This window comes from Bacillus sp. MYb78 (assembly GCF_002975115.1).
Classification (GTDB): domain Bacteria; phylum Bacillota; class Bacilli; order Bacillales; family Bacillaceae_G; genus Bacillus_A; species Bacillus_A cereus.
The window spans coordinates 99,423-121,202 of record NZ_PCOB01000011.1 but is presented as its reverse complement, the minus strand read 5'-3'; the positions used below and the strand labels follow the sequence as shown (position 1 = coordinate 121,202).

The following is a 21,780-nucleotide window of genomic DNA, read 5'->3' as shown; positions in this document are numbered from 1 at the left end:
GTTTTTTATATTATTGTTAAAACTTCATGTAAAGAACAGATAGTAGGAATATCGTACTTGAGTTGTGAGTTATCTCGATTTAACCATATCCCTTGCATCCCAGCTGCTGTACTACTAATCGCATCAGTCTCTAATCGATCGCCAATATAATAGCAATCTTTCATTTCAAGGTTCGATTGTAATACGGTTCTGTGAAAAATTTCAGGATCTGGTTTCGATATACCAAGTTCACTAGAAGTAAATATATATTTGAAATGTTTTAAAATGTTTAGGGCAGTTAATTTTTCGACTTGTTGTTCATAGTCACCATTACTAATGATACCTAATGAGTGACCGCCTTGCTGCAAGTTCTGTAATGTATAGTGTACATCTTCAAACGCGGTCCAGTTGTTCTTATATAGTTCTATATATTGATTGAATCTATGCTGAGATTCTTTGGGTGATAGGTTTACTCCATATGTTTTAAATAAATGATACATTCGCATTACTTGTTGTTCTTGAAAAGATAATTCCCTGGATAAAAATTTTTTGAAATATTCTTCTGATAATTCATGCCAGACTTTCGTTGCCTCTAATTCATTGCCTGAAAAAATAGTATTATATATTTGAAAAAAATCTATAATACCATTTCTTTCAGCAGCCTCATAATCAAGTAAAGTTCCATCAATATCAAAGAAAATCATATTGCTGTCTCCTTGTTAACAACTATTTAGCGTTTTCAGCAACCTCATATCCTTTCACAAACAATAGCGTCATATAAGAAACGATAAACGAGAAGATGCTGTACATGCCAACCCAAAAGAAAAATTTTGGAGTAAAGGCGATAACACCTATTATTAAAAAACTAGCAAACGTTACAATCGGCATTACGTAATACGTTTTCGTTTTGCGTGTTCCAATAACAGATACGATAAAGATAAATAATGGACAAATTAATAAGACGAAAATCAATTCATTCATAGGTATGTCCCCTTTTCTAATTGCAGTAATCTGTTTCTCGTAAACGTTTTGAAATAATTACTCTCCTAATATAATTTCGCTAAGTAATAACGAATCCCTCTTGAAAACTGACAATTCATGATGAATTTTACAAGCAAAAAACGTAAGCAAGAGAACACTTGCTTACGTTATAGGATAAACATCGCAACGATTGTGGTGACAATTAAACCGATAACAACCGGTAAAAAGTTTCGGCGTGCAAGTTCAAATGGATCGACTTTACAAATCGCAGCAGCAGGAATAAGTGCCCAAGGAATTAACGTCCCGCCCCCGGTCCATATAGCTGCAATTTGCCCGAGTGCTGTTAATGTAGCTGTGCCATGGCCAAGTGCTGTTCCAAAAAGATTGGCAATGGAACCAGCAAGTGATATACCTGAAAAACCTGATCCATCTAAGCCGGTAATGACACCCACGATGGTTAATGTCCCTGCCGATACATATTGATTTAAAGGAACAGTTTGAGATAAAGCGATGCCTAAGTCGTTAATGATTCCGTGTGAACCTTTCGGTAAATAGTCTCCGATAATTTTCACAAAGCCACTATCTCCTAAATAAAAGAGTGCAGCGATAGGAATAACTGGTCCGAAAATTTTAAAGCCAAATTGGAGCCCTTCTATGAAATAATCGGTCGTTTTATTCAGTCCATTACCTTTGTAGGCGATGAGAGAAATGATGATAATCATAATAACAGTTGTTCCGCCGATAAGTGCAGTTGCGTCGCTTCCTTGTAGTTGAAATTGAATCATGCAAAGGATATCAATGATATATACGATAGGGATACCAATAGCGAGCCATTTCTTTGTGCGAGGAGATAATGAAGTGAGCGTTTTAGAAGACTCAGTTGATAGAATAGATTCTTGTATAGCTAAGCCTGTATGAAACTCTTTTCGTAAGAAGAAAAAAGCGACGGAAGTTGTCACAACGCCCATAACGATAACGAGTGGAACACTTGCAGATACGACGCTGGAAACAGGGAGACCAGCAGCGTCTGCGGTTAATTTTGGTGCGCCTTGTATAACGAAGTCGCCGGATAAAGCAATCCCATGACCGAATAAGTTCATAGCAATTGCTACTCCAATTGGGGGGAGACCGACGCGTACAGCAACCGGTAATAAAATAGCTCCCATTAAGGCGACAGCGGGAGAAGGCCAAAAGAAGAAAGAAATTGTCATCATCAAAAGGCCAATAATCCAGTAGGCGAGGGTAGGGGTACGGATCATCTTTGTAAATGGTGAAATCATTGTATCATTTATACCGGTATGAACGAGTAAATTGCTCATGGATACAATAATAGAAATGATTAATATAGTTGGTAATAGCTCAGTAATGGCGTAAATAAAACTTTGAAAAATGCCGCTAACGGCAAGAGGGATAGAACTTGTAGCAGTTAATGCTAATAAAAAGATAAAAACGATACAAATAATTGTAGTATCTTTCCGGAGAATAAAAAAGGTAATAATAGTGAGTAAACAAATAACATAGAGAGCGTGTAATAGCGTTAATTCAACGCCCATAACATTCACATCCTTAGGCAATCGTGTAGTTTATTGTATGAAAGTAGGGAAAGTATGTGAGTATAAGAAACAGAAAAAAAGGTAAAATTTCATGTACTGAAATGGTAAGGATAAAAAATGGATGTTACAATACAATTAATCCTAAAAATGGAATTCGAGGAGGGCTTATGCACAAAAAAATTGGATTTTTGGGATTTATCATATCTTGTAGTCTATTAATCATTTTAAAGCTATTTACAAACAATGAATGGATAAGTATTATACCTGTTTTCGGGTTTGTATTTATACTTTTATATAACTGGGATGGTATGAAACAATACAGTAAAAAGTATCGGAATTATGATAGGTATCATCGTTGTTTGCTCATTGTTCGCAGGGGTTATTTTAATAGAGGGTCAGAAACAAATGGAGAAAATGTCTATTTTTCAAGAATGGATGTCTTCTGCAAACGGTCTTTATCTTGTAATTATAGTTGTTATTTTTCTAAGAATTGTTATAAGTATAGCAAGTTACATATTAAAGGAGAAGTAGAATGGGGGAGTACGAATGAGAGAAAAAATAGGATATTATGGTGTGCTAGTTTGTTTACTATTATCAATTATTTCAGGACAATTTCTTAACAGTGAATGGGTACCAGTTATATTATGTATAGGAGTATTGATTTTTGCTCCTATGTATCGCTGGAATGAATGGAAAGCATATAGTCGAAAAAAGAAAATGGTTTTCAGCATCGAATTTGTCATTATAATCAGCACAATTCCGTTTTTGTTATGGAAAGGAAATGAGATAATAGATGGAATTGTAATGTTTCAAGGGTGGTTGTTTATTGCGAAAATGCTATATTTAATATGCATTTTAATGTTGGTAGTGGTAGTCACTAAAATAGTAAACGAAAAGCTATTCGTTAATGAATAAAAGAAAATGCCACCTTATTCGGCGGCATTTCCTCATTTTACTGCATGAGTTTTTTGCATCTTTTTAATTAAACGAATTTGTCCACGATGATTAATTTCATCTTCAAAAACGTGAAACCACTTAAAATAGTTATTTGCTGGTTTGTCATACCAAAAGTCTGTCGTTTTAAATAACCATTCATCAGGTAACGATTGAAAAGTCTCGATTGTTTTGGAACGTACTTCTTGTAATGTATTTATGTAAAATTCTATAGCGTTTCCTTTTATTTTCTCACGCCCAAGATCGCCTAATTCAATGCCAGGTAACCAGCGTTCTAATTCAGCCTCCGTTGGTTCACGGTCTTCAAAAGTATGAATCTGGTAGTAAAATTCAATAGCAGCCATATGATACAATAACATGCCAATTGAATTTGCTTCCTTATCATATAAATAATCAAGTTCTTCAATTGTTAAACTTTCCACTGCTTGCATTGTTGTATAGCGAGCGTAATTCATCATGGAAACAAGCTTTGAAAATTCTACATGTAAACCCTCCAATTTATCAATTACAAAATTCAATTAAAATTCCCCCTCTTTAAATGAATACTCCAGAGAAGGAATTCTATGTGCAAAAAAAGTTTTGTTTAAACCTTCATAATATTAACAAGGGATTATAATTAGTTCTCTATTTGATTTTGTAATAACGTCATAACCATCTTTGGTGATGACAATATCATCTTCGATTCTACAACCGCCCCAGTTCGGTATGTAAATGCCCGGCTCAACTGTAACAACCATACCTTCTTGTAAAGTTGCCTTGCTTTCTTGGGAGAGGCGAAGTGGTTCATGTATTTCTAACCCAAGACCGTGCCCGGTAGAGTGGCCAAAGTATTGACCGTATCCATGTTCTGTAATGTAATTCCTCGTTATATCATCGATACTTTTCGCAGTTTCTCCAGGCTTAATTGCTTCAGTCCCACGCTTTAACGCTTCTCGTACAACATTGTATATTTTTTGGAATTCTTCCGATGGTTCCCCGATTGCTACGGTACGTGTTATATCGGAACAATATCCGTCGTAAAGTGCACCGAAGTCTAATGTAACGATATCGCCTCGTTCGATTATTTTATTTGATGCAACTCCATGGGGAAGTGAAGAACGAACGCCTGAGGCTACAATGATTTGGAATGAAGAAGATGTAGCCCCTTTTTTTCGCATGAAAAATTCTAACTCATCTCGAACGTCAGTCTCGCTTATTCCAGGCTTTAGAAATGTAACAATATGGTGAAATGCTTCGTCAGCGATTGTAGCTGCGATTTTCATTGTTTCTATTTCAGATGTGTCTTTAATAAGTCGAATATCTTCAATGATCTCACACACTGGAACCATTTCTGTATGTATATATTTTTGTAGTTTCTTAAATTGTTGCAAAGTCATATTATTGTCTTCTATACCAAGTTTTTGAATGTTTAATTTTGATACTTGATTTGCAACTTCTTCTTCTAAATTTCCTTTATGCATAATAATTTCTGCTGCTTTTATTTCCGTTTTTGCTTGATCTACGTAACGGAAATCAGTAATGAAAATAGCTTTATGCGCAGCGATTAAGACAACGCCTGCGCTACCTGTAAAGTTTGTTGCGTATTGACGGTTTTCTTTTTTTGTAATAAGTAACCCGTCGATTCCGTAATTATGTAGTTGTTTTTGGATGTTAGTTATTCTTACATTCATTTTAATTCCTCCTTTTTACATTAATAAAGCAAGAATTGTGCCAGTATATTTATTTAGAATAAAAGAGAAGAGGGTAGCTGTGTGTCAAAAAAACTAGACGAATGTAAAATAAATATATATAAAATTTTTACAGTAAGTTTTTATGTGACTGAACAATAATATAAACTCGCAAACGAAAATCTTTTTAATTTAAATATTATATTTTTTGTATAAATAAATTAAGTTAATTGGTATAATAAGGGATTGTTACGTTTTTTATAGGTAAAGAGATGTAACGAAAAAAACTGGGTTAAGGAATGTGAGTGTATGAAGAAATTAAGTAAAGTAATGTCATTTTGTTTGACCGCTAGTATGCTTGTTATAACGGGGTGTGAAACAAGCGAACACAAAGTTCAAGTAAATGAAACGATTGAACAGCTTGATGAAGCGCCAGAAGTGACAGAAAAAGAAGCGAAAAAGATTGTAAGAAAGAGTGTAGATGGAATAGCAAATGCGTTTAGTGAGATGGAAAAAGAAAATGGATGGAGCCGAAATAATCCTGGGGATTTAGAGACAGCTAAAAAAGGAGTTAAAGGATTGGTTTCAGAAAAGTTTGTAGAGAATCAGCTTCCTGAATTGCTTGCTAACTTTAATAGATCGAGAGAGACTGATATGTTACCATTCCCAAATTATTTTCAAACTGAAATAAGATTTTCTTCTTCACAAGATAAAGAAAATTTAACGGTACATACATTAAGTTTAGAAGATGAAATAGGTCATGCGGCCCAAGATTGGGAATTTCATTTGGTGTATAAAGAAGGGGAATGGTTAATGGATAAATGGTCATTCGTTTTTCCTGAAGATTTAAAACTTACAAAAGAAGAAGCAAATAGAATTTTAAAAATGCCAGACGATAAGAATGTGTCATTTGTAAGTGAAGAAAATAGTGGCGATAAGAAATACATATTCAAAGATAGTAACGGATTAATTACTGTAAATGCGAAAACATCTCTTATTTCATACAATGTAGATAAAAATAGGTATGAAAAGGTAACGAAAGAAAGAAATATTCAAGAAACAGAACAAGTACAGAGAAAGGATTCGAGTGCGTATACAGGCTCAAAAGAAGAGAAACAATCGCAAAAAGAATCTTCTTCAAAGATAGATAGAGCAAATGTTTTAAGTGAATTAGCTGCTATAGATAAACAAGAAAAACATACGAATGCTATGTCAACCAATGATATAGTAAATGAAATAGAAGGAAATTATGAACTGTGGGATAATAAACTAAATGAAATTTACAGTACATTAAAAAGTACGATGTCACCTGATGCGTTTCAGTCGTTAAAAACGAAACAAATTGCGTGGGTTAAAGAAAAAGAAAGTAAAGTTAAAGCAATTGGTACTGATACAAATAACGGAACGATGAGGCGTATAGAAGCTTCGGAAGAGAAATATAAGATGACAAAAGCAAGATGTTATGAATTAGTAAATGGGTATATGAACTAGTGTGAACGAATATAAAAAATGCGTTGCTTATAAGCAACGCATTTTTGTATTTACGCTTTTAATTTCATTACAATATCAGCATCTGGTGTTACATATACGGTTTGCTGATTGTCGTACGTAACAAAACCAAGTTTTGCACCACTCGGTTTTTTCACATGGCGTATTTTAGTGAAATCAACAGGTACAGAGCTAGACTCTTTCGCTTTACTGTAATAAGCGGCAATTTTGGCAGCTTCTAGTAAAGTTTCTTCAGCAGGCTCTAAAGAACGAATGACAACGTGAGAGCCAGGTATGTCTTTCGTATGTAACCAAATCTCATCACGGCGGGCAAACTTCGTTGTTAAATAATCATTTTGTTTATTGTTTTTACCAACGAAAATCTCTGTGCCATCACTTGCTAAATATTTATCTAATACTGGCTTAGTAGGCTTTTTCTTTGCGTTTTTCGTTTTGCGATTGCGCACATAACCTTCTTCAGCTAATTCCTCACGAATTTCTTCAATATCTTTTGAAGAAGCAGCTTCCATTTGTTGAAGTAAGCTATCAAAATAAAGAATTTCTTCATTGGTTTTTTCAATTTGTTCTTCTACAACAACAACTGAATTTTTTGCTTTTTGATACTTTTGGAAATAGCGTTGTGCATTTTCAGATGGTGTTTTTAAAGGATCTAATGTGATTTTTACAGTTCCGCCATTTTCATCGTAATAATTAACGACCTCAATATCTTTATCGCCTTTTTTCAAAGCGTACATATTAGCTGTAAGTAGCTCTCCAAATAGTTGATATTTATCTGCTTTTCCAGCATCTTGCAGTGTTTTTTCGAGTTTAATGAGTTTTTTCTCGTTTTTATTTTTTTCATTTTGCATAAAACGTTCTAAATCATGAGCTTGTTGTTTTACACGATCGCGCTCTGCTTTTCCGAAAAAGAAACGATCAAGCAATTCACTAACAGATGAGAACGTCTTATCTTCTCCTTGCAAGTGTGCAAGAGGGAAAAGATAAAAGAATTCTTTCCCATTTGAAGTAGTCATGGCTGGTGAATATGTATGAGTTAATAATGGTTTTTGTATGGAGAAAAATGCATCCGCTAATGCTTTTTCATTTACCATACCAGCTTTTTTCACTACTTCTTTTGCGAATAACGGGGATATTCCCGTAAAGGTGCCGACAAGCTGTTTATCCATGTTTCCAGATAGAAAGTCTAGTGGTCTAATAAATTCATCATTTGTTTCAATCTGAAGTGGGTTAATTTTATGTTGTGCTGGTGGTGCAATATATTCAGCTCCAGCGTATACAGTACGATGGCGGTTTACCGCTAAAGATATGTGTTTTAAGCTATCTAAAATAACGTTTGTTTTCGTATCTACTAAGATAATGTTACTATGTCGGCCCATTATTTCGATTACTAATGTTTTTAATGATTCGTCTCCAATTTCATTCCGACTGCGAACTGTAATTTGAATAATACGTTCTAAGTCAATTTGTTCAATTTTTTCAATAAACCCACCTTCTAAATGTTTACGAAGAAGCATACAAAACATTGGCGGTATTGCTGGTGAATCGTAGTTTTGATTCGTTAAGTGCAGACGCGCATATGTAGGGTGAGACGAAAGAATTAGTTTTTGGTTCTTTCCGTTTGCTCGAATATGTAATAAAATCTCATACTTTGAAGGTTGATATATTTTGGAAATTCTTCCTGTGTAAAGAGAATTTCCAATTTCATGTGTAATTGCTCTTGTAAATAATCCATCGAATGCCATAAATGAACACTCCTTTCTAACTAAAAGTTAATTATAGCATTTTTTTGGACGAGGCTGAATAAGCTTTCAATAGAGTATGTCTGGAATCAGGAGGTCGATGGCAGGATGAACTGGTATGGAATGCGGGCACATGAAGTGGAAGAAAGAACGAATACGAATGTAAAGGTTGGACTTACAGAGAAAGAAGCAGAAGGGCGCGTAAAGAAATTTGGTACTAATGAATTAGAAGAAGCAAAAAGGCCTTCTGCACTAATGGTATTTTTAGCACAGTTTAAAGATTTCATGGTACTCGTTTTGTTTGGAGCAACAATTGTTTCTGCGTTTTTAGGTGAATACATTGATTCTATTGCTATTGTTGCCATTGTTATTATCAATGGTATTCTCGGATTTTTTCAAGAAAGAAAAGCTGAAAAATCATTGGAAGCTTTAAAGGAACTAGCCGCTCCACAAGTTACTGTAATGCGGAATGGAAAGTGGGTAAAAGCACCATCTAAAGCACTTGTTTTAGGTGATATTATTAAGTTTTCCAGTGGTGATCGTATTGGGGCTGATGTGCGTCTTGTTGAAGCATCAAGTTTATATATTGAAGAGTCTGCTTTGACAGGGGAGTCCGTACCTGTACAAAAGAAGGTAGAAGCATTGCAAGGGCAAGATGTTGCAATTGGTGATCAAAAAAATATGGCTTTTATGGGGACAATGATTACGCGAGGATCTGGTACAGGAGTCGTTGTAGCAACTGGTATGAATACAGCGATGGGGCAAATTGCAAATATGTTACAAAATGCAGAGCAAATGGAAACACCACTGCAAAGAAGGTTAGAACAGCTCGGAAAAATATTAATTATTGTGGCTCTTATTTTGACAGCACTCGTTGTATTAGCTGGTGTGTATCAAGGGAATGAAGTATATCATATGTTTTTAGCTGGTGTGTCTCTGGCTGTTGCGGCTATTCCAGAAGGGTTGCCAGCAATTGTTACAGTAGCTTTATCACTTGGTGTACAGCGTATGATAAAAAAGAGAGCAATTGTACGAAAGTTACCAGCCGTAGAAACGTTAGGTTGTGCTTCTGTTATATGTTCTGATAAAACGGGAACAATGACGCAAAACAAAATGATGGTAACACATATGTGGTCAGGCGGAGAATTGTGGAAAGTGACAGGGCAAGGATATGAACCTAATGGCTCTTTTATGAAAGGTGAAAAAGAAGTGAATCCAGCTAAGACAAAAGCACTTTATCAGCTACTTACATTTGGTTCACTATGTAACAATGCAAATATTATTCAAAAGAAAAAGGCGTACGTATTAGATGGAGATCCAACAGAGGGAGCGCTTGTAGCTGCAGCAATGAAAGCTGGGATAACACGTGAGGCATTGAAAGGGAAATTTGAAGTTATTCGTGAATTTCCATTTGATTCAACTCGAAAAATGATGAGTGTTATTGTACGAGATCGAGAGGGGAAAAAGTTTATTGTTACGAAGGGAGCACCGGATGTTCTTTTACAAATGAGTCAAACGATTTTATGGGGGGATAAGCAACAGCCGTTAAGTGAGCTATATAGAAAAGAAGTACAGGCGGCTATTCATAGCTTAGGTAGTCAAGCGCTTCGAACAATTGCAGTTGCGTTTAAACCTTTAAAAATAACGGATTCTATTGAACATGAAAGAGACGTTGAAAAAGATTTTATGTTGGTTGGGATACAAGGTATGATTGACCCACCAAGACCAGAAGTGGCGCAGGCGGTAAAAGAGTGTAAAGAAGCTGGTATTCGAACAGTAATGATTACAGGTGATCATAAAGTGACAGCAATGGCGATTGCTGAACAATTAGGAGTTTTGCCACCAGATGGACGCGTTGTTGAAGGAGTAGAACTCGCGAATATGGATGTGGAGGAATTAGAAAATGTTGTAGAAGATACGTATGTATTCGCTCGTGTATCACCTGAACATAAATTAAAAATTGTTAAGGCACTGCAAAATCAAGGGCATATAGTAGCGATGACAGGTGATGGAGTGAACGATGCTCCAGCTATAAAAACAGCGGATATTGGGATAGCGATGGGGATTACAGGGACAGATGTTGCAAAAGAAGCCTCTTCACTTGTTTTACTAGACGATAATTTTGCTACAATTAAGTCAGCGATTAAAGAAGGAAGAAATATATACGAGAACATACGTAAGTTCATCCGATATTTATTAGCATCAAATGTTGGAGAAATTTTAGTTATGTTATTTGCGATGTTACTTGCATTACCCCTGCCGATGGTTCCTATTCAAATTTTATGGGTGAACTTAGTTACTGATGGTTTACCAGCGATGGCATTAGGTTTGGATAAGGCTGAAGGAGATGTGATGAAGAGAACGCCGCGCCACCCGAAAGAAGGGGTATTCGCTAGAGGGCTTGCGTGGAAAATAATAAGTCGAGGTTTTTTAATTGGGGCAGTGACGTTAGTAGCGTTTATTATTGCGTATAACCAACATCCAAATGAACTGAAATATGCACAAACTGTAGCGTTCGCGACGTTGGTACTTGCTCAGCTTATTCATGTATTTGATTGTCGTAGTGAGCATTCTGTCTTTCATCGTAATCCATTTGGGAACGTGTATTTAGTAGGGGCGGTTATCATTTCATTACTACTCATGCTAGTGGTGATATATTATCCACCGTTACAACCGATTTTTAGCACAATGCCGATACAAGCAAGAGATTGGTTATTAATTGGAGGTTTGTCATCAATTCCGACTTTCTTACTAGTAGGTTCTTTATTAAAAGGGAAAAAGGCGAAAAAGAAAAAGCCAATGTTATATAAGAAGGGATTAAACTTGAAATAGTCAATGTTATGAAAATGTGATATAATTTACAGAAGGTAGTAGAGCCTTGTCTCTATTACCTTTTTCATTGAGTTATTTTATGGCTTGGATGTGATAAAAATGATTTCTAGTATGACAGGGTTTGGAAGATCGAAAGTAGAAAGTGATACTTTTCAAATTACAGTAGAAATGAAATCGGTGAACCACCGTTTTTTAGAGATGAGTATTCGACTTCCTAAGCAAATGATGGTATTTGAGGACAAAATTCGTAAAATAATTGCACAGCAAGTTCGACGTGGACGCATTGAAGTGTCTATTAGTATAGCAGGTGAAGGACTTGTTGAAAGAAAATTAAGTGTGAATTGGTCACTTCTTGAGCAGTACCAATCGATGATGGAAGATATAAAAGGAAAGTTTCAATTACAAGATTCTATTACACTCGAGCAATTAATGGCAATGCCAGAAGTAACAGCAATTGAAGAAATAGAAAATGTAAATGAACATTTTGAGAACAGTTTATATGAGGCTGTTCGTCAAGCTGCTCATATGTTGAAAACGATGAGAGATGACGAAGGAGAACGATTACATAAAGATATAGCGTATCGTTTACAAGAGATTAGCAATTGTGTAAATGCAATTATTCCACATGCACCAATTGTTACACAAAAATATCGTGAACGATTAGAAAATCGCTTAAAAGAATTACATAATCAAGAGTTAGATGAACAAAGATTGCTAACAGAAGTCGCAATCTTTGCAGAGCGTTGTGATATTCATGAAGAGTTAGTCCGTTTGCAAAGTCATTTAGAGCAATTTCGTGAAACATTGCAGATTGAAGAGCCTGTTGGAAGGAAAATGGATTTCATCGTGCAAGAGATGCATAGAGAAATTAATACGATTGGTTCTAAGGCAAATGACTTAACAATTTCAAAATATGTTGTAGAAATGAAAAATAACCTTGAAAAAATTCGTGAACAAGTACAAAATATTGAGTAGCTTTCAAAAAATATATAAAGTTATACGTGGTGGAGAAATCGGATAGACTTACTAGGAGGCGCAAACTATGGCCATGCGGTTTTTAAATATTGGATACGGAAATATTGTATCTGCTCATCGAATTATTGCTATTGTAAGTCCGGAGTCAGCTCCTATTAAACGAACAGTACAAGAAGCACGCGAACATAATGCTTTGCTTGATGCTACGTATGGGAGAAAAACAAGGGCGGTTATTGTTATGGATGATGGGCATGTTGTATTAAGTCCAATTCAACCAGAGACGATTGCACATCGTTTGAATAATAAAGAAGATTTAAGTGAGGAAGGGTAGGTTTTACATATTTATGAGAAGTAGAAGAGGATTGCTCATCGTTCTTTCAGGGCCTTCTGGGGTTGGAAAAGGAACGGTTCGTAAAGAGCTGTTTAGCCATGAGGATACACGTTTTCAGTACTCTATTTCAGTAACGACACGTAAGCCGCGTGAAGGTGAAGTAGATGGTGTGGATTATTTCTTTAAAGAAAGAGAAGAATTTGAGGAAATGATTCGTAATGAAAGATTACTTGAGTGGGCTGAGTTCGTAGGTAATTATTACGGAACACCAATTGACTATGTTGAAAAAACATTACAAGAAGGAAAAGATGTATTCTTAGAAATTGAAGTGCAAGGAGCAATTCAAGTTAAGAAAGCTTTCCCAGAAGGTGTATTTATTTTCTTAGCACCTCCAAGTTTATCTGAACTAAAGAGCCGTATTGTCGGACGTGGTACAGAGACTGAAGATGTTATTGAAAATCGTTTAACTGTAGCGAAAGAAGAAATCGAGATGATGGACGCTTACGACTATGTAGTAGAAAACGATCAAGTTGAATTAGCTTGTGATAGAATTAAAGCAATTGTGGTTGGCGAACATTGCCGCCGCGAAAGGGTAGCAAAATATTATAAAGAAATGACGGAGGGTCTATAATTATGTTAAATCCATCAATTGACTCATTACTACAAAAAATCGATTCTAAGTACACATTAGTAACAGTGGCTGCAAAACGCGCACGTGAAATGCAACTTGCTAATAACTGTGTTGTAGAGCAACCTGTTTCTCATAAATGTGTAGGTAAAGCATTAGAAGAAATCGATGCAGAAGCATTAAGCTACGTACCAAGTGAAGATAAAGTAGCTGAATAAGCCTTTGCCTTCGACAAAATAAAACATAGACTTTATAATTTTCTATGTAACGGTAACAACCTATTTACAAGTAGGTTGTTATTTTTTTACGAAAGGAATGAAATATTGGTACTGACGAGCTGGGAATTCTATTTCAGTATTATAAGTTTGAAAAAGAAAGAGGACGAGTCATATGCTAAAAGGGAAAAAGATACTTCTATGTGTAACAGGAGGCATTGCGGTTTTTAAAGCAGCTGCGTTAACGAGTAAATTGACACAATCTGGCGCGATTGTAAAAGTAATGATGAGTGAGTCGGCAATGAAGTTTGTTACGCCTCTTACATTCCAAGCGCTTTCTCGCCATGATGTATATACGGATACGTTTGATGAGAAAGACTCGGCTGTTATTGCTCATATTGATTTAGCAGATTGGGCGGATGTTGTACTTGTCGCACCTGCTACTGCCAATTGTATTGGAAAGTTAGCTGGTGGTATTGCGGATGATATGATTACAACTACTCTGTTAGCTACTACAGCCCCGGTATGGATTGCGCCTGCTATGAATGTGCATATGTATGAAAATAAAATTGTTCAAAAAAATATGATGACATTGAAAACGCTAGGATATACATTTATTGAGCCTGGGGAAGGCTTTTTAGCATGTGGATATGTAGCGAAGGGACGACTAGAAGAACCTGAAGCGATTATTGCACGGTTAGAGGAAGCTTTCTCAGAACACAAACCATTGCAGGGAAAAAGAATATTAATAACTGCTGGCCCAACACGTGAAAAAATTGATCCAGTTCGTTTTATGACGAATTTTTCTTCTGGAAAAATGGGGTATGCGATTGCAGAAGTGGCGGCGAATTTAGGCGCTGATGTTATACTCGTTTCAGGACCGACAGCATTAAATCCACCGTTACATGTAACGACAGTGCAAGTGGAATCTGCACAAGATATGTTAGAAGCAGTTCTTCAACATTATCAAAACGTAGACGTTGTCATTAAAACAGCAGCAGTTGCAGATTATCGTCCGAAATATGTTCATGATAATAAAATGAAAAAGCAAAATGGTGATGCTGTCATTGAACTCGAAAGAACGGTGGATATTTTAAAAACGTTAGGTCAGAAAAAGGATAAACAGTTACTTATCGGTTTTGCTGCTGAAACGACAAATGTAGAGGAATATGCAACGAAAAAACTACGTGAGAAAAATGCAGATATGATTGTCGCGAATGATGTAAAAGCGCAAGGAGCTGGATTTGGCACGGATACGAATATTGTAACAATGTATAGAAAAGATGGAAAAGTTATTGAGTTACCACTTTTACTGAAAAAAGAGGTAGCTCGTGAAATATTAAAGCAAATTGAAATGATGTTAGAAGATGATCGTTTATGAAATTTGCAAGTGTAATTGTTGATGTACCTGCCCGTCAGACAGATCGACCATTTGATTACATTATCCCTGAAAAATGGGAAGATATTGTACAGACAGGAATGCGTGTAGTAGTTCCGTTTGGGCCAAGGAAATTACAAGGTTTTATTATTGGGATTAAAGATTCGGTGGATGTAGAAAGTAAGAAGTTAAAGACAATCCATGAAATATTAGATGTAACACCGGTTTTAAATGATGAATTATTAAAGCTTGGATATTGGCTTACAAGTGAAACGTTATGCTACATGATTTCAGCTTTTCAAGTGATGCTTCCAACTGCGATAAAAGCAACGTATAAAAAACGTCTACAAATTTGTAAGCATGAAGAAATAGCATCTGAAATACTATATTTATTTCAGGATAAAGAAGCAATTGATTTTGAAGTAATCGAGCAGCAGCCACATTTATACCGGACTATTCAACAAGAAATTAAAAATGGTACGGTTGAAGTCGTTTATCAAGTGAAAGATAAAGTACAAAAGAAGAAGCAAAGAGTTGTTCAGCCGGAGTTGCCAGAAGATAAATTGGAATTAGCGGCATTTGAACTGAAAAGTAAAAAACAACAAGATGTACTTTATTATTTTGTGGAAAATTATAAAAGTGTACCGTTGAAAATAATTACAGAAGAGTTACAAATAACAGATGCTCCAATAAAAGCACTTGTTAAAAAGGGCTTCATTTCAGAAAAGTATGTGGAAGTATACCGAAATCCGTATGACGATGATGATTTTGAACAAACGAAACCATTTCCACTTACGGAGGAACAAAATCAAGTTATTACACCGATTTTATCATCAATTACAAATGAAACTTATAATCCATTTTTACTATATGGTGTTACAGGAAGTGGAAAGACAGAAGTATATTTACAATCTATAGCAGCAGTGCTCGAGAAAGGAAAAGAAGCTATCGTTCTTGTTCCTGAAATTGCACTAACGCCCCAAATGGTGGATCGTTTTAAAGGTAGGTTTGGCTCGCAAGTTGCAGTTCTTCATAGTGCGTTGTCTGTTGGAGAAAAGTATGACGAGTGGCGTAAGATTTTAAGAAAAGAAGTGAAAGTTGTAGTTGGTGCGCGTTCAGCCGTTTTTGCGCCTTTTGAGAATTTAGGGATTATTATTATTGATGAAGAGCATGAATCAAGTTACAAACAAGAAGATAATCCGAGGTATCATGCAAGAGATGTAGCTATCTGGAGAGGGCAATATCATAAATGTCCTATCGTTCTTGGTAGTGCGACACCAACACTTGAATCGTTTGCAAGGGCGAAAAAAGGTGTTTATGAACTACTAACAATGGAAAAACGTATGAATGAACAAGCTTTACCAACGGTAGAGATTGTTGACATGCGAGAAGAACTTCGTGACGGGAATAGATCAATGTTTTCTAAGGCGCTGCATGAAAAAATAGCAGATCGATTAGAAAAGAAAGAACAGATGGTACTATTTTTAAATAGAAGAGGTCATTCTACATTTGTTATGTGCCGTGATTGTGGGTATGTTGTACAATGTCCGCATTGTGATATTTCATTGACATATCATAAAATGAATCATCGTTTAAAATGTCATTATTGTAGTTATGAAGAAAATATGCCAACTGAGTGTCCTGCTTGTCAAAGTACATACATTCGTTTCTTTGGTACAGGTACACAAAAGGTAGAAGAAGAAATTACAAAACTATTTCCAGAGGCGCGAGTCATTCGAATGGATGTAGATACGACAAATCGAAAAGGAATGCATGAAAAATTATTAAAGGCGTTTGGGGAAGAAAAAGCAGATATACTACTTGGAACACAAATGATTGCTAAAGGATTAGATTTTCCGAAAGTAACTCTTGTTGGGGTTTTAACTGCAGATACGATGCTTCACTTACCTGATTTTCGGGCAAGTGAAAAGACATATCAGTTATTGACGCAAGTAAGTGGACGAGCGGGTAGACATGAATTGCCAGGGGAAGTTGTGATTCAAACATATACGCCAGAACATTACAGTATAGAGTTAGCGAAGAACCAACAATATGATGTGTTTTTTGACCAAGAAATGCAAATGAGGCGAACAAGACAATATCCCCCATATTACTATGTTGTACTCATAACCGTATCTCATCCAGAATTATTAAAAGCGGTGCAAGTGACGGAAAAAATTGCCTCGTATTTACGAACGCATTGCTCACAGCAAACAATGGTGTTAGGACCAGTTGCTTCAGCAATTCCAAGGATAAAAGATAGATATCGTTATCAATGCATGATAAAATACAAACGGGAACCAAACTTAAAGAACGTGCTCAAAATGGTAAATGAACATTATCAAGCAGAAATGCAAAAAGAGCTACAAATCTCAATTGATTTTAATCCAACAATGTTAATGTAGCGGAGGGAAATATGGCAGTTTTAGAAATAATAAAGCATCCAAATGAAGTGTTAGAAACACCATGCGAAAGAGTAATTAACTTTGATAAAAAGTTAGTGAAATTGTTGAAAGATATGCATGAAACAATGTTAATTGCGGACGGAGTCGGTTTAGCTGCGCCTCAAGTAGGTGTAAGCTTGCAAGTAGCGGTTGTTGATGTCGATGATGATACTGGGAAAATCGAGTTAATCAATCCATCAATATTAGAAAAACGTGGTGAACAAGTAGGTCCCGAAGGCTGTTTAAGCTTCCCGGGACTTTATGGTGAAGTAGAACGTGCCGATTATATTAAAGTAAGAGCGCAAAATCGCCGTGGGAAAGTATTTTTATTAGAAGCGGAAGGATTTTTAGCGCGTGCAATTCAACATGAAATCGATCATTTACACGGTGTTTTATTTACATCGAAAGTGACAAGATATTATGAAGAAAACGAATTAGAATAGGTGTTAAAAGGAGCGGTTTTTAAATGATAAAAGTAGTGTTTATGGGAACACCGGACTTTTCAGTGCCGGTGCTTCGTCGTCTTATTGAAGATGGCTATGAGGTAGTAGGTGTTGTGACGCAACCTGATCGTCCAGTAGGTAGAAAAAAAGTATTAACACCTACACCTGTTAAAGTTGAAGCGGAAAAACATGGTATCCCTGTGTTACAGCCGTTAAAAATTCGTGAAAAAGATGAATATGAAAAAGTATTGGCATTAGAGCCAGATTTAATTGTAACAGCTGCATTTGGTCAGATTGTACCAAATGAAATTTTAGAAGCACCGAAGTATGGATGTATTAATGTCCACGCTTCTTTACTTCCTGAACTTCGTGGTGGTGCACCAATTCATTATGCAATTATGGAAGGTAAAGAAAAAACTGGTATTACAATTATGTATATGGTAGAAAAATTGGATGCTGGTGATATCTTAACGCAAGTGGAAGTGGAAATTGAAGAGCGTGAAACGACAGGCTCATTATTTGATAAATTAAGTGAAGCTGGAGCACACCTTCTATCTAAAACAGTACCTTTATTAATTCAAGGTAAGTTAGAACCGATTAAACAAAACGAAGAAGAAGTAACGTTTGCTTACAATATAAAACGTGAACAAGAGAAAATTGATTGGACAAAAACAGGTGAGGAAGTATACAATCACATTCGCGGATTGAATCCATGGCCAGTTGCTTATACAACTTTAGCAGGACAAGTTGTTAAAGTATGGTGGGGAGAAAAAGTGCCTGTAACTGAACCGGCTGAAGCAGGTACGATTGTTGCAATCGAAGAAGATGGTTTTGTTGTAGCAACTAGTAATGAAACAGGTGTTAAAATTACTGAATTGCAACCTTCTGGTAAAAAGCGTATGAGTTGTTCACAATTTTTACGTGGAACAAAACCTGAAATTGGAACGAAGTTAGGAGAAAATGCATGAGACAAAATGTTCGTGAATTAGCTCTTGATGGTTTAATTCAAGTGGAAAAAAGTGGTGCATATAGCAACTTACTTTTAAATAATCTAATTGAAAAAAGTGCAATTGATAGAAAAGATATTGGTTTATTAACTGAAATTGTATATGGAACGATTCAACGTCGTGACACATTAGATTATTATTTACAGCCTTTTTTAAAAAAGAAGGTTGAGGCGTGGGTAAGGGTATTGCTTCGCTTATCTTTATATCAAATGATTTATTTAGACCGAGTGCCAGAAAGAGCGGCTATTCATGAAGCGGTTGAGATTGCAAAGCGTCGCGGGCATAAAGGAATTGCTGGTATGGTGAACGGTGTATTACGTTCGATTCAGAGAGAAGGTGTACCTTCTGTAGATGAAATCAAGGATCCAGTAGAACGTCTTGCAATTGCGACGAGTCATCCAGTTTGGCTTGTACAAGAGTGGACTTCTGCATATGGCTTAGAAACTGCAGAGAAAATGTGCGAAGTAAACATGTTACCACCTGTACCAACAGCACGTGTGAATGTTGATAAGGTAACGGTAGAAGAAGCGATTGAGTTGTTGGCAAGTGAAGGTATAGAAGCAAAACGTGGTGACTTGTCAGATGATGCAATTCAGATTGAAAGAGGAAATGTAGCGCATACAGAAGCGTTTAAAAAAGGATTTCTTTCTATTCAAGATGAAAGTTCTATGCTTGTAGCACGCGCTTTAGAACCGAATACGGGAGATGCAGTTCTTGATAGTTGTGCTGCTCCAGGCGGAAAAACAACGCATATCGCGGAACGATTAAAGGGAACTGGTAAGGTCATGTCCCTTGATTTACATGCACACAAAGTACGTTTAATTAAACAGCAAGCAGAGCGACTTGGTCTAGAAAATGTCGAAACAAAAGCGCTAGATGCTAGAAAAGTGCAAGAGCACTTTGCAAATGAAACGTTTGATAAAATATTGGTAGATGCACCGTGTTCTGGATTTGGTGTAATTAGACGTAAGCCTGATATTAAGTTAGGAAAAGATAAAGGCGATAGTGAAAGATTATCGACGATTCAACTTGCGATACTAGAAAAAATAGCACCATTATTAAAACAAGGCGGTCGTCTTGTTTATAGTACGTGCACAATTGAGAAAATAGAAAATGAACAAGTAATAGATAAATTTTTAAAAGAACATCCTGAATTTGAATGGGATACTACGATAAAAGAACGTATGCCAGAAAAATTAAGTCCGTATATTAATGAAGGTCAAGTACAAATTTTACCGCATTATTTTGCAACGGATGGCTTTTATATTGCTTGTTTAAGGAAGAAGGTGTAGCATCATGGAAACAACTGTAAGAAAACAAAAGAAAAATGTAGAAACGAAGAAACCATCAATTTACTCTTTACAACTTCATGAAATGCAAGATTGGTTAAAGGAACAAGGAGAACCGAAGTTCCGCGCTGGACAAATTTTTGACTGGCTATATAAAAAACGTGTAAAAAATTATGAGGATATGTCAAACCTTTCTAAAGGATTGCGTGATAAATTGTCGAATTCCTTTGATATTACTACTTTAAACACGTTAGTAAAACAAACGTCTTCAGATGGAACGATTAAATTCTTATTCCAATTATATGACGGATATTCTATTGAAACGGTATTAATGCGACATGAATATGGAAATTCCATTTGTGTAACAACGCAAGTTGGTTGTCGTATTGGATGTACGTTCTGTGCTTCGACACTTGGTGGACTAAAACGAAACCTAGAAGCTGGAGAAATCGTAGCGCAAGTAGTAGAAGTTCAGCGTGCGCTTGATGAAACAGAGGAACGTGTAAGTTCTCTTGTTGTTATGGGAATTGGAGAACCATTTGATAACTACGATAATTTAATGGGATTCTTACGCATCACTAACCATGAAAAAGGACTTCATATTGGTGCTAGACATATGACTGTTTCGACGAGTGGAATTATCCCGAAAATTTATAAGTTTGCTGAAGAAGAACTACAAATTAATTTTGCGATTTCATTGCATGCTCCAAACTCAGAATTACGTTCAAAATTAATGCCGATTAACCGTGCTTATAAATTACCGGATTTAATGGAAGCTATTAAATACTATGTAAATAGAACAGGGCGCCGTATTACTTTTGAATATGGATTATTTGGAGGAGAAAATGACCAAGTTGAGCACGCTGAAGAGCTTGCTGCGCTCTTAAAAGGTGTAAAATGTCATGTAAACTTAATCCCGGTAAACTACGTACCTGAACGTGATTATGTACGTACACCACGTGAGCAAATTTTCTTGTTCGAGAAAACGTTAAAAGATCGTGGAGTGAATGTAACGATTCGCCGTGAACAAGGTCATGATATTGACGCAGCCTGCGGTCAGTTGCGTGCGAAGGAGCGCAAAGAAGAGACGAGGTGACGAGATGAAAGCCGTATTTCTATCGGATAAAGGAAAAGTTCGTCAACATAATGAAGATAGTGCAGGAGTTTTTCACAATTTAGATGGAAATGTTTTAGCGGTAGTAGCAGATGGAATGGGAGGTCATCGAGCTGGTGATGTAGCTAGCTCGATGGCCATTCAATTATTCCATGATTATTGGAAGCAAACGCATAATATGAATGAACCGAAAAAAGTAGAACAATGGTTACATACTAGTGTTGGGATTATTAATGAGCGCATATATGAATACGCTCAGCAAAATGTAGAATGTAATGGTATGGGAACAACGCTTATAATAGCTGTTTGTACACCAAGTTTTGTGACGATAGGGCATATAGGAGATAGTCGTTGCTATATGGTATCAGAAGGAGAAATGACGCTTGTAACGGAAGATCATTCGCTTGTAAATGAGCTTGTGAGACATGGTGAAATTTCAAAGGAAGATGCAGAGTATCATCCGAAAAAGAATGTGTTATTAAGAGCGCTAGGAACAGAAGAAAAAGTTGGATTAGATGTTAAAACGTTGGTGCTTGAGGAAGATGATCAATTACTTCTTTGCTCTGATGGGTTATCAAACAAAGTTTCTATTGATGATATGCAACAAATTTTACAGTTAAATGAACAGCTTGAAGGTAAAGGGCAGCGTCTCATTCAATTGGCGAATGATCGCGGTGGAGAAGATAATATCACACTTGTTCTTATTGATTATGCGGGTTCGACAAACGAAAGTAGGTGAAGT

The 21,780-nt window shown here is 36.1% G+C and carries 20 protein-coding genes and 1 pseudogene; 15 read left to right on the top strand and 6 right to left on the bottom strand.

All coding sequences use genetic code 11. The features are described 5' to 3' along the window. Positions 1-5: 5 nt before the first annotated feature. The 3 genes from CQ064_RS20410 to CQ064_RS20400 all read right to left on the bottom strand — a co-directional run bounded on the left by CQ064_RS20410 (position 6) and on the right by CQ064_RS20400 (position 2,513). Positions 6-683 carry an HAD family hydrolase gene (locus CQ064_RS20410; RefSeq protein ID WP_000575793.1) on the bottom strand — a complete coding sequence of 226 codons (678 nt, stop codon included), beginning with the start codon at positions 681-683 and terminating at the stop codon, positions 6-8. Positions 684-705: 22 nt separating this feature from the next. After that, positions 706-960, bottom strand: a complete 255-nt coding sequence (locus CQ064_RS20405) for a YbeF family protein (RefSeq protein WP_001003915.1) — start codon at positions 958-960, stop codon at positions 706-708. Between the two features lie 167 nt (positions 961-1,127). After that, the gene (locus CQ064_RS20400; RefSeq protein ID WP_000537907.1) at positions 1,128-2,513 is read right to left on the bottom strand and encodes a hypothetical protein; all 1,386 of its coding nucleotides are present in this window, start codon (positions 2,511-2,513) and stop codon (positions 1,128-1,130) included. Between the two features lie 167 nt (positions 2,514-2,680). Here CQ064_RS20400 and CQ064_RS20395 point away from each other — a divergent pair. Together CQ064_RS20395 and CQ064_RS20390 are read left to right on the top strand one after the other, a co-directional pair. Then, positions 2,681-3,044 (top strand): annotated as a pseudogene (locus tag CQ064_RS20395) (YoqO family protein). 15 nt (positions 3,045-3,059) lie between these two features. Further along, positions 3,060-3,428, top strand: coding sequence for a YoqO family protein (locus tag CQ064_RS20390; RefSeq protein ID WP_001208250.1), 369 nt, complete (start codon positions 3,060-3,062; stop codon positions 3,426-3,428). A 32-nt stretch (positions 3,429-3,460) separates the two neighbouring features. On the opposite strand, the gene CQ064_RS20385 is transcribed toward CQ064_RS20390, so the two are convergent. Beyond that, positions 3,461-3,985 (bottom strand): DinB family protein, encoded by a 525-nt coding sequence (locus CQ064_RS20385; RefSeq protein WP_001012058.1) that lies wholly within the window; start codon positions 3,983-3,985, stop codon positions 3,461-3,463. Positions 3,986-4,066: 81 nt separating this feature from the next. Next, a complete protein-coding gene (locus tag CQ064_RS20380) occupies positions 4,067-5,137 on the bottom strand; it encodes a M24 family metallopeptidase (protein WP_001102865.1) in 1,071 nt (356 codons plus the stop codon). Between the two features lie 306 nt (positions 5,138-5,443). Here CQ064_RS20380 and CQ064_RS20375 point away from each other — a divergent pair, with 306 nt between their 5' ends. After that, positions 5,444-6,625, top strand: a complete 1,182-nt coding sequence (locus tag CQ064_RS20375; RefSeq protein ID WP_000736531.1) for a lysozyme inhibitor LprI family protein — start codon at positions 5,444-5,446, stop codon at positions 6,623-6,625. A gap of 50 nt (positions 6,626-6,675) precedes the next feature. Here CQ064_RS20375 and CQ064_RS20370 read toward each other — a convergent pair whose 3' ends face one another. Further along, complete coding sequence (locus CQ064_RS20370; protein ID WP_000863292.1) at positions 6,676-8,385, bottom strand: Rqc2 family fibronectin-binding protein; 1,710 nt, start codon at positions 8,383-8,385, stop codon at positions 6,676-6,678. A gap of 105 nt (positions 8,386-8,490) precedes the next feature. Between CQ064_RS20370 and CQ064_RS20365 the strand changes: the two genes are divergently transcribed. From CQ064_RS20365 to CQ064_RS20310, 12 genes are all read left to right on the top strand, one after another. Next, entirely contained in the window at positions 8,491-11,214 is a 2,724-nt protein-coding gene (locus CQ064_RS20365) for a calcium-translocating P-type ATPase, SERCA-type (protein WP_001104773.1), read from the top strand. A gap of 99 nt (positions 11,215-11,313) precedes the next feature. Continuing rightward, positions 11,314-12,189 carry a YicC/YloC family endoribonuclease gene (locus CQ064_RS20360; RefSeq protein ID WP_000625865.1) on the top strand — a complete coding sequence of 292 codons (876 nt, stop codon included), beginning with the start codon at positions 11,314-11,316 and terminating at the stop codon, positions 12,187-12,189. 67 nt (positions 12,190-12,256) lie between these two features. After that, positions 12,257-12,520, top strand: a complete 264-nt coding sequence (gene remA / locus CQ064_RS20355; protein ID WP_001251456.1) for an extracellular matrix/biofilm regulator RemA — start codon at positions 12,257-12,259, stop codon at positions 12,518-12,520. Between the two features lie 13 nt (positions 12,521-12,533). Then, positions 12,534-13,151, top strand: a complete 618-nt coding sequence (gene gmk / locus CQ064_RS20350) for a guanylate kinase (protein ID WP_001257742.1) — start codon at positions 12,534-12,536, stop codon at positions 13,149-13,151. Between the two features lie 2 nt (positions 13,152-13,153). Continuing rightward, a complete protein-coding gene (rpoZ, locus tag CQ064_RS20345) occupies positions 13,154-13,366 on the top strand; it encodes a DNA-directed RNA polymerase subunit omega (protein ID WP_000933961.1) in 213 nt (70 codons plus the stop codon). A 172-nt stretch (positions 13,367-13,538) separates the two neighbouring features. Continuing rightward, the gene (coaBC, locus tag CQ064_RS20340; RefSeq protein ID WP_000911745.1) at positions 13,539-14,744 is read left to right on the top strand and encodes a bifunctional phosphopantothenoylcysteine decarboxylase/phosphopantothenate--cysteine ligase CoaBC; all 1,206 of its coding nucleotides are present in this window, start codon (positions 13,539-13,541) and stop codon (positions 14,742-14,744) included. Continuing rightward, positions 14,741-17,146, top strand: a complete 2,406-nt coding sequence (gene priA / locus CQ064_RS20335; RefSeq protein WP_000666696.1) for a primosomal protein N' — start codon at positions 14,741-14,743, stop codon at positions 17,144-17,146. The genes coaBC and priA overlap by 4 nt, the downstream gene beginning before the upstream one ends. An 11-nt stretch (positions 17,147-17,157) precedes the next feature. Continuing rightward, a complete protein-coding gene (gene def, locus CQ064_RS20330) occupies positions 17,158-17,628 on the top strand; it encodes a peptide deformylase (protein WP_000279455.1) in 471 nt (156 codons plus the stop codon). 23 nt (positions 17,629-17,651) lie between these two features. After that, on the top strand, positions 17,652-18,596 hold the full coding sequence (gene fmt, locus CQ064_RS20325) for a methionyl-tRNA formyltransferase (protein WP_000598805.1): 945 nt from the start codon (positions 17,652-17,654) through the stop codon (positions 18,594-18,596). Next, the gene (gene rsmB / locus CQ064_RS20320; RefSeq protein ID WP_001249664.1) at positions 18,593-19,927 is read left to right on the top strand and encodes a 16S rRNA (cytosine(967)-C(5))-methyltransferase RsmB; all 1,335 of its coding nucleotides are present in this window, start codon (positions 18,593-18,595) and stop codon (positions 19,925-19,927) included. The genes fmt and rsmB overlap by 4 nt, the downstream gene beginning before the upstream one ends. 4 nt (positions 19,928-19,931) lie before the next feature. Beyond that, complete coding sequence (gene rlmN / locus CQ064_RS20315) at positions 19,932-21,020, top strand: dual-specificity RNA methyltransferase RlmN (RefSeq protein ID WP_000450550.1); 1,089 nt, start codon at positions 19,932-19,934, stop codon at positions 21,018-21,020. Between the two features lie 4 nt (positions 21,021-21,024). Next, a complete protein-coding gene (locus CQ064_RS20310; RefSeq protein WP_000648708.1) occupies positions 21,025-21,777 on the top strand; it encodes a Stp1/IreP family PP2C-type Ser/Thr phosphatase in 753 nt (250 codons plus the stop codon). The last annotated feature ends 3 nt before the right edge of the window (positions 21,778-21,780 follow it).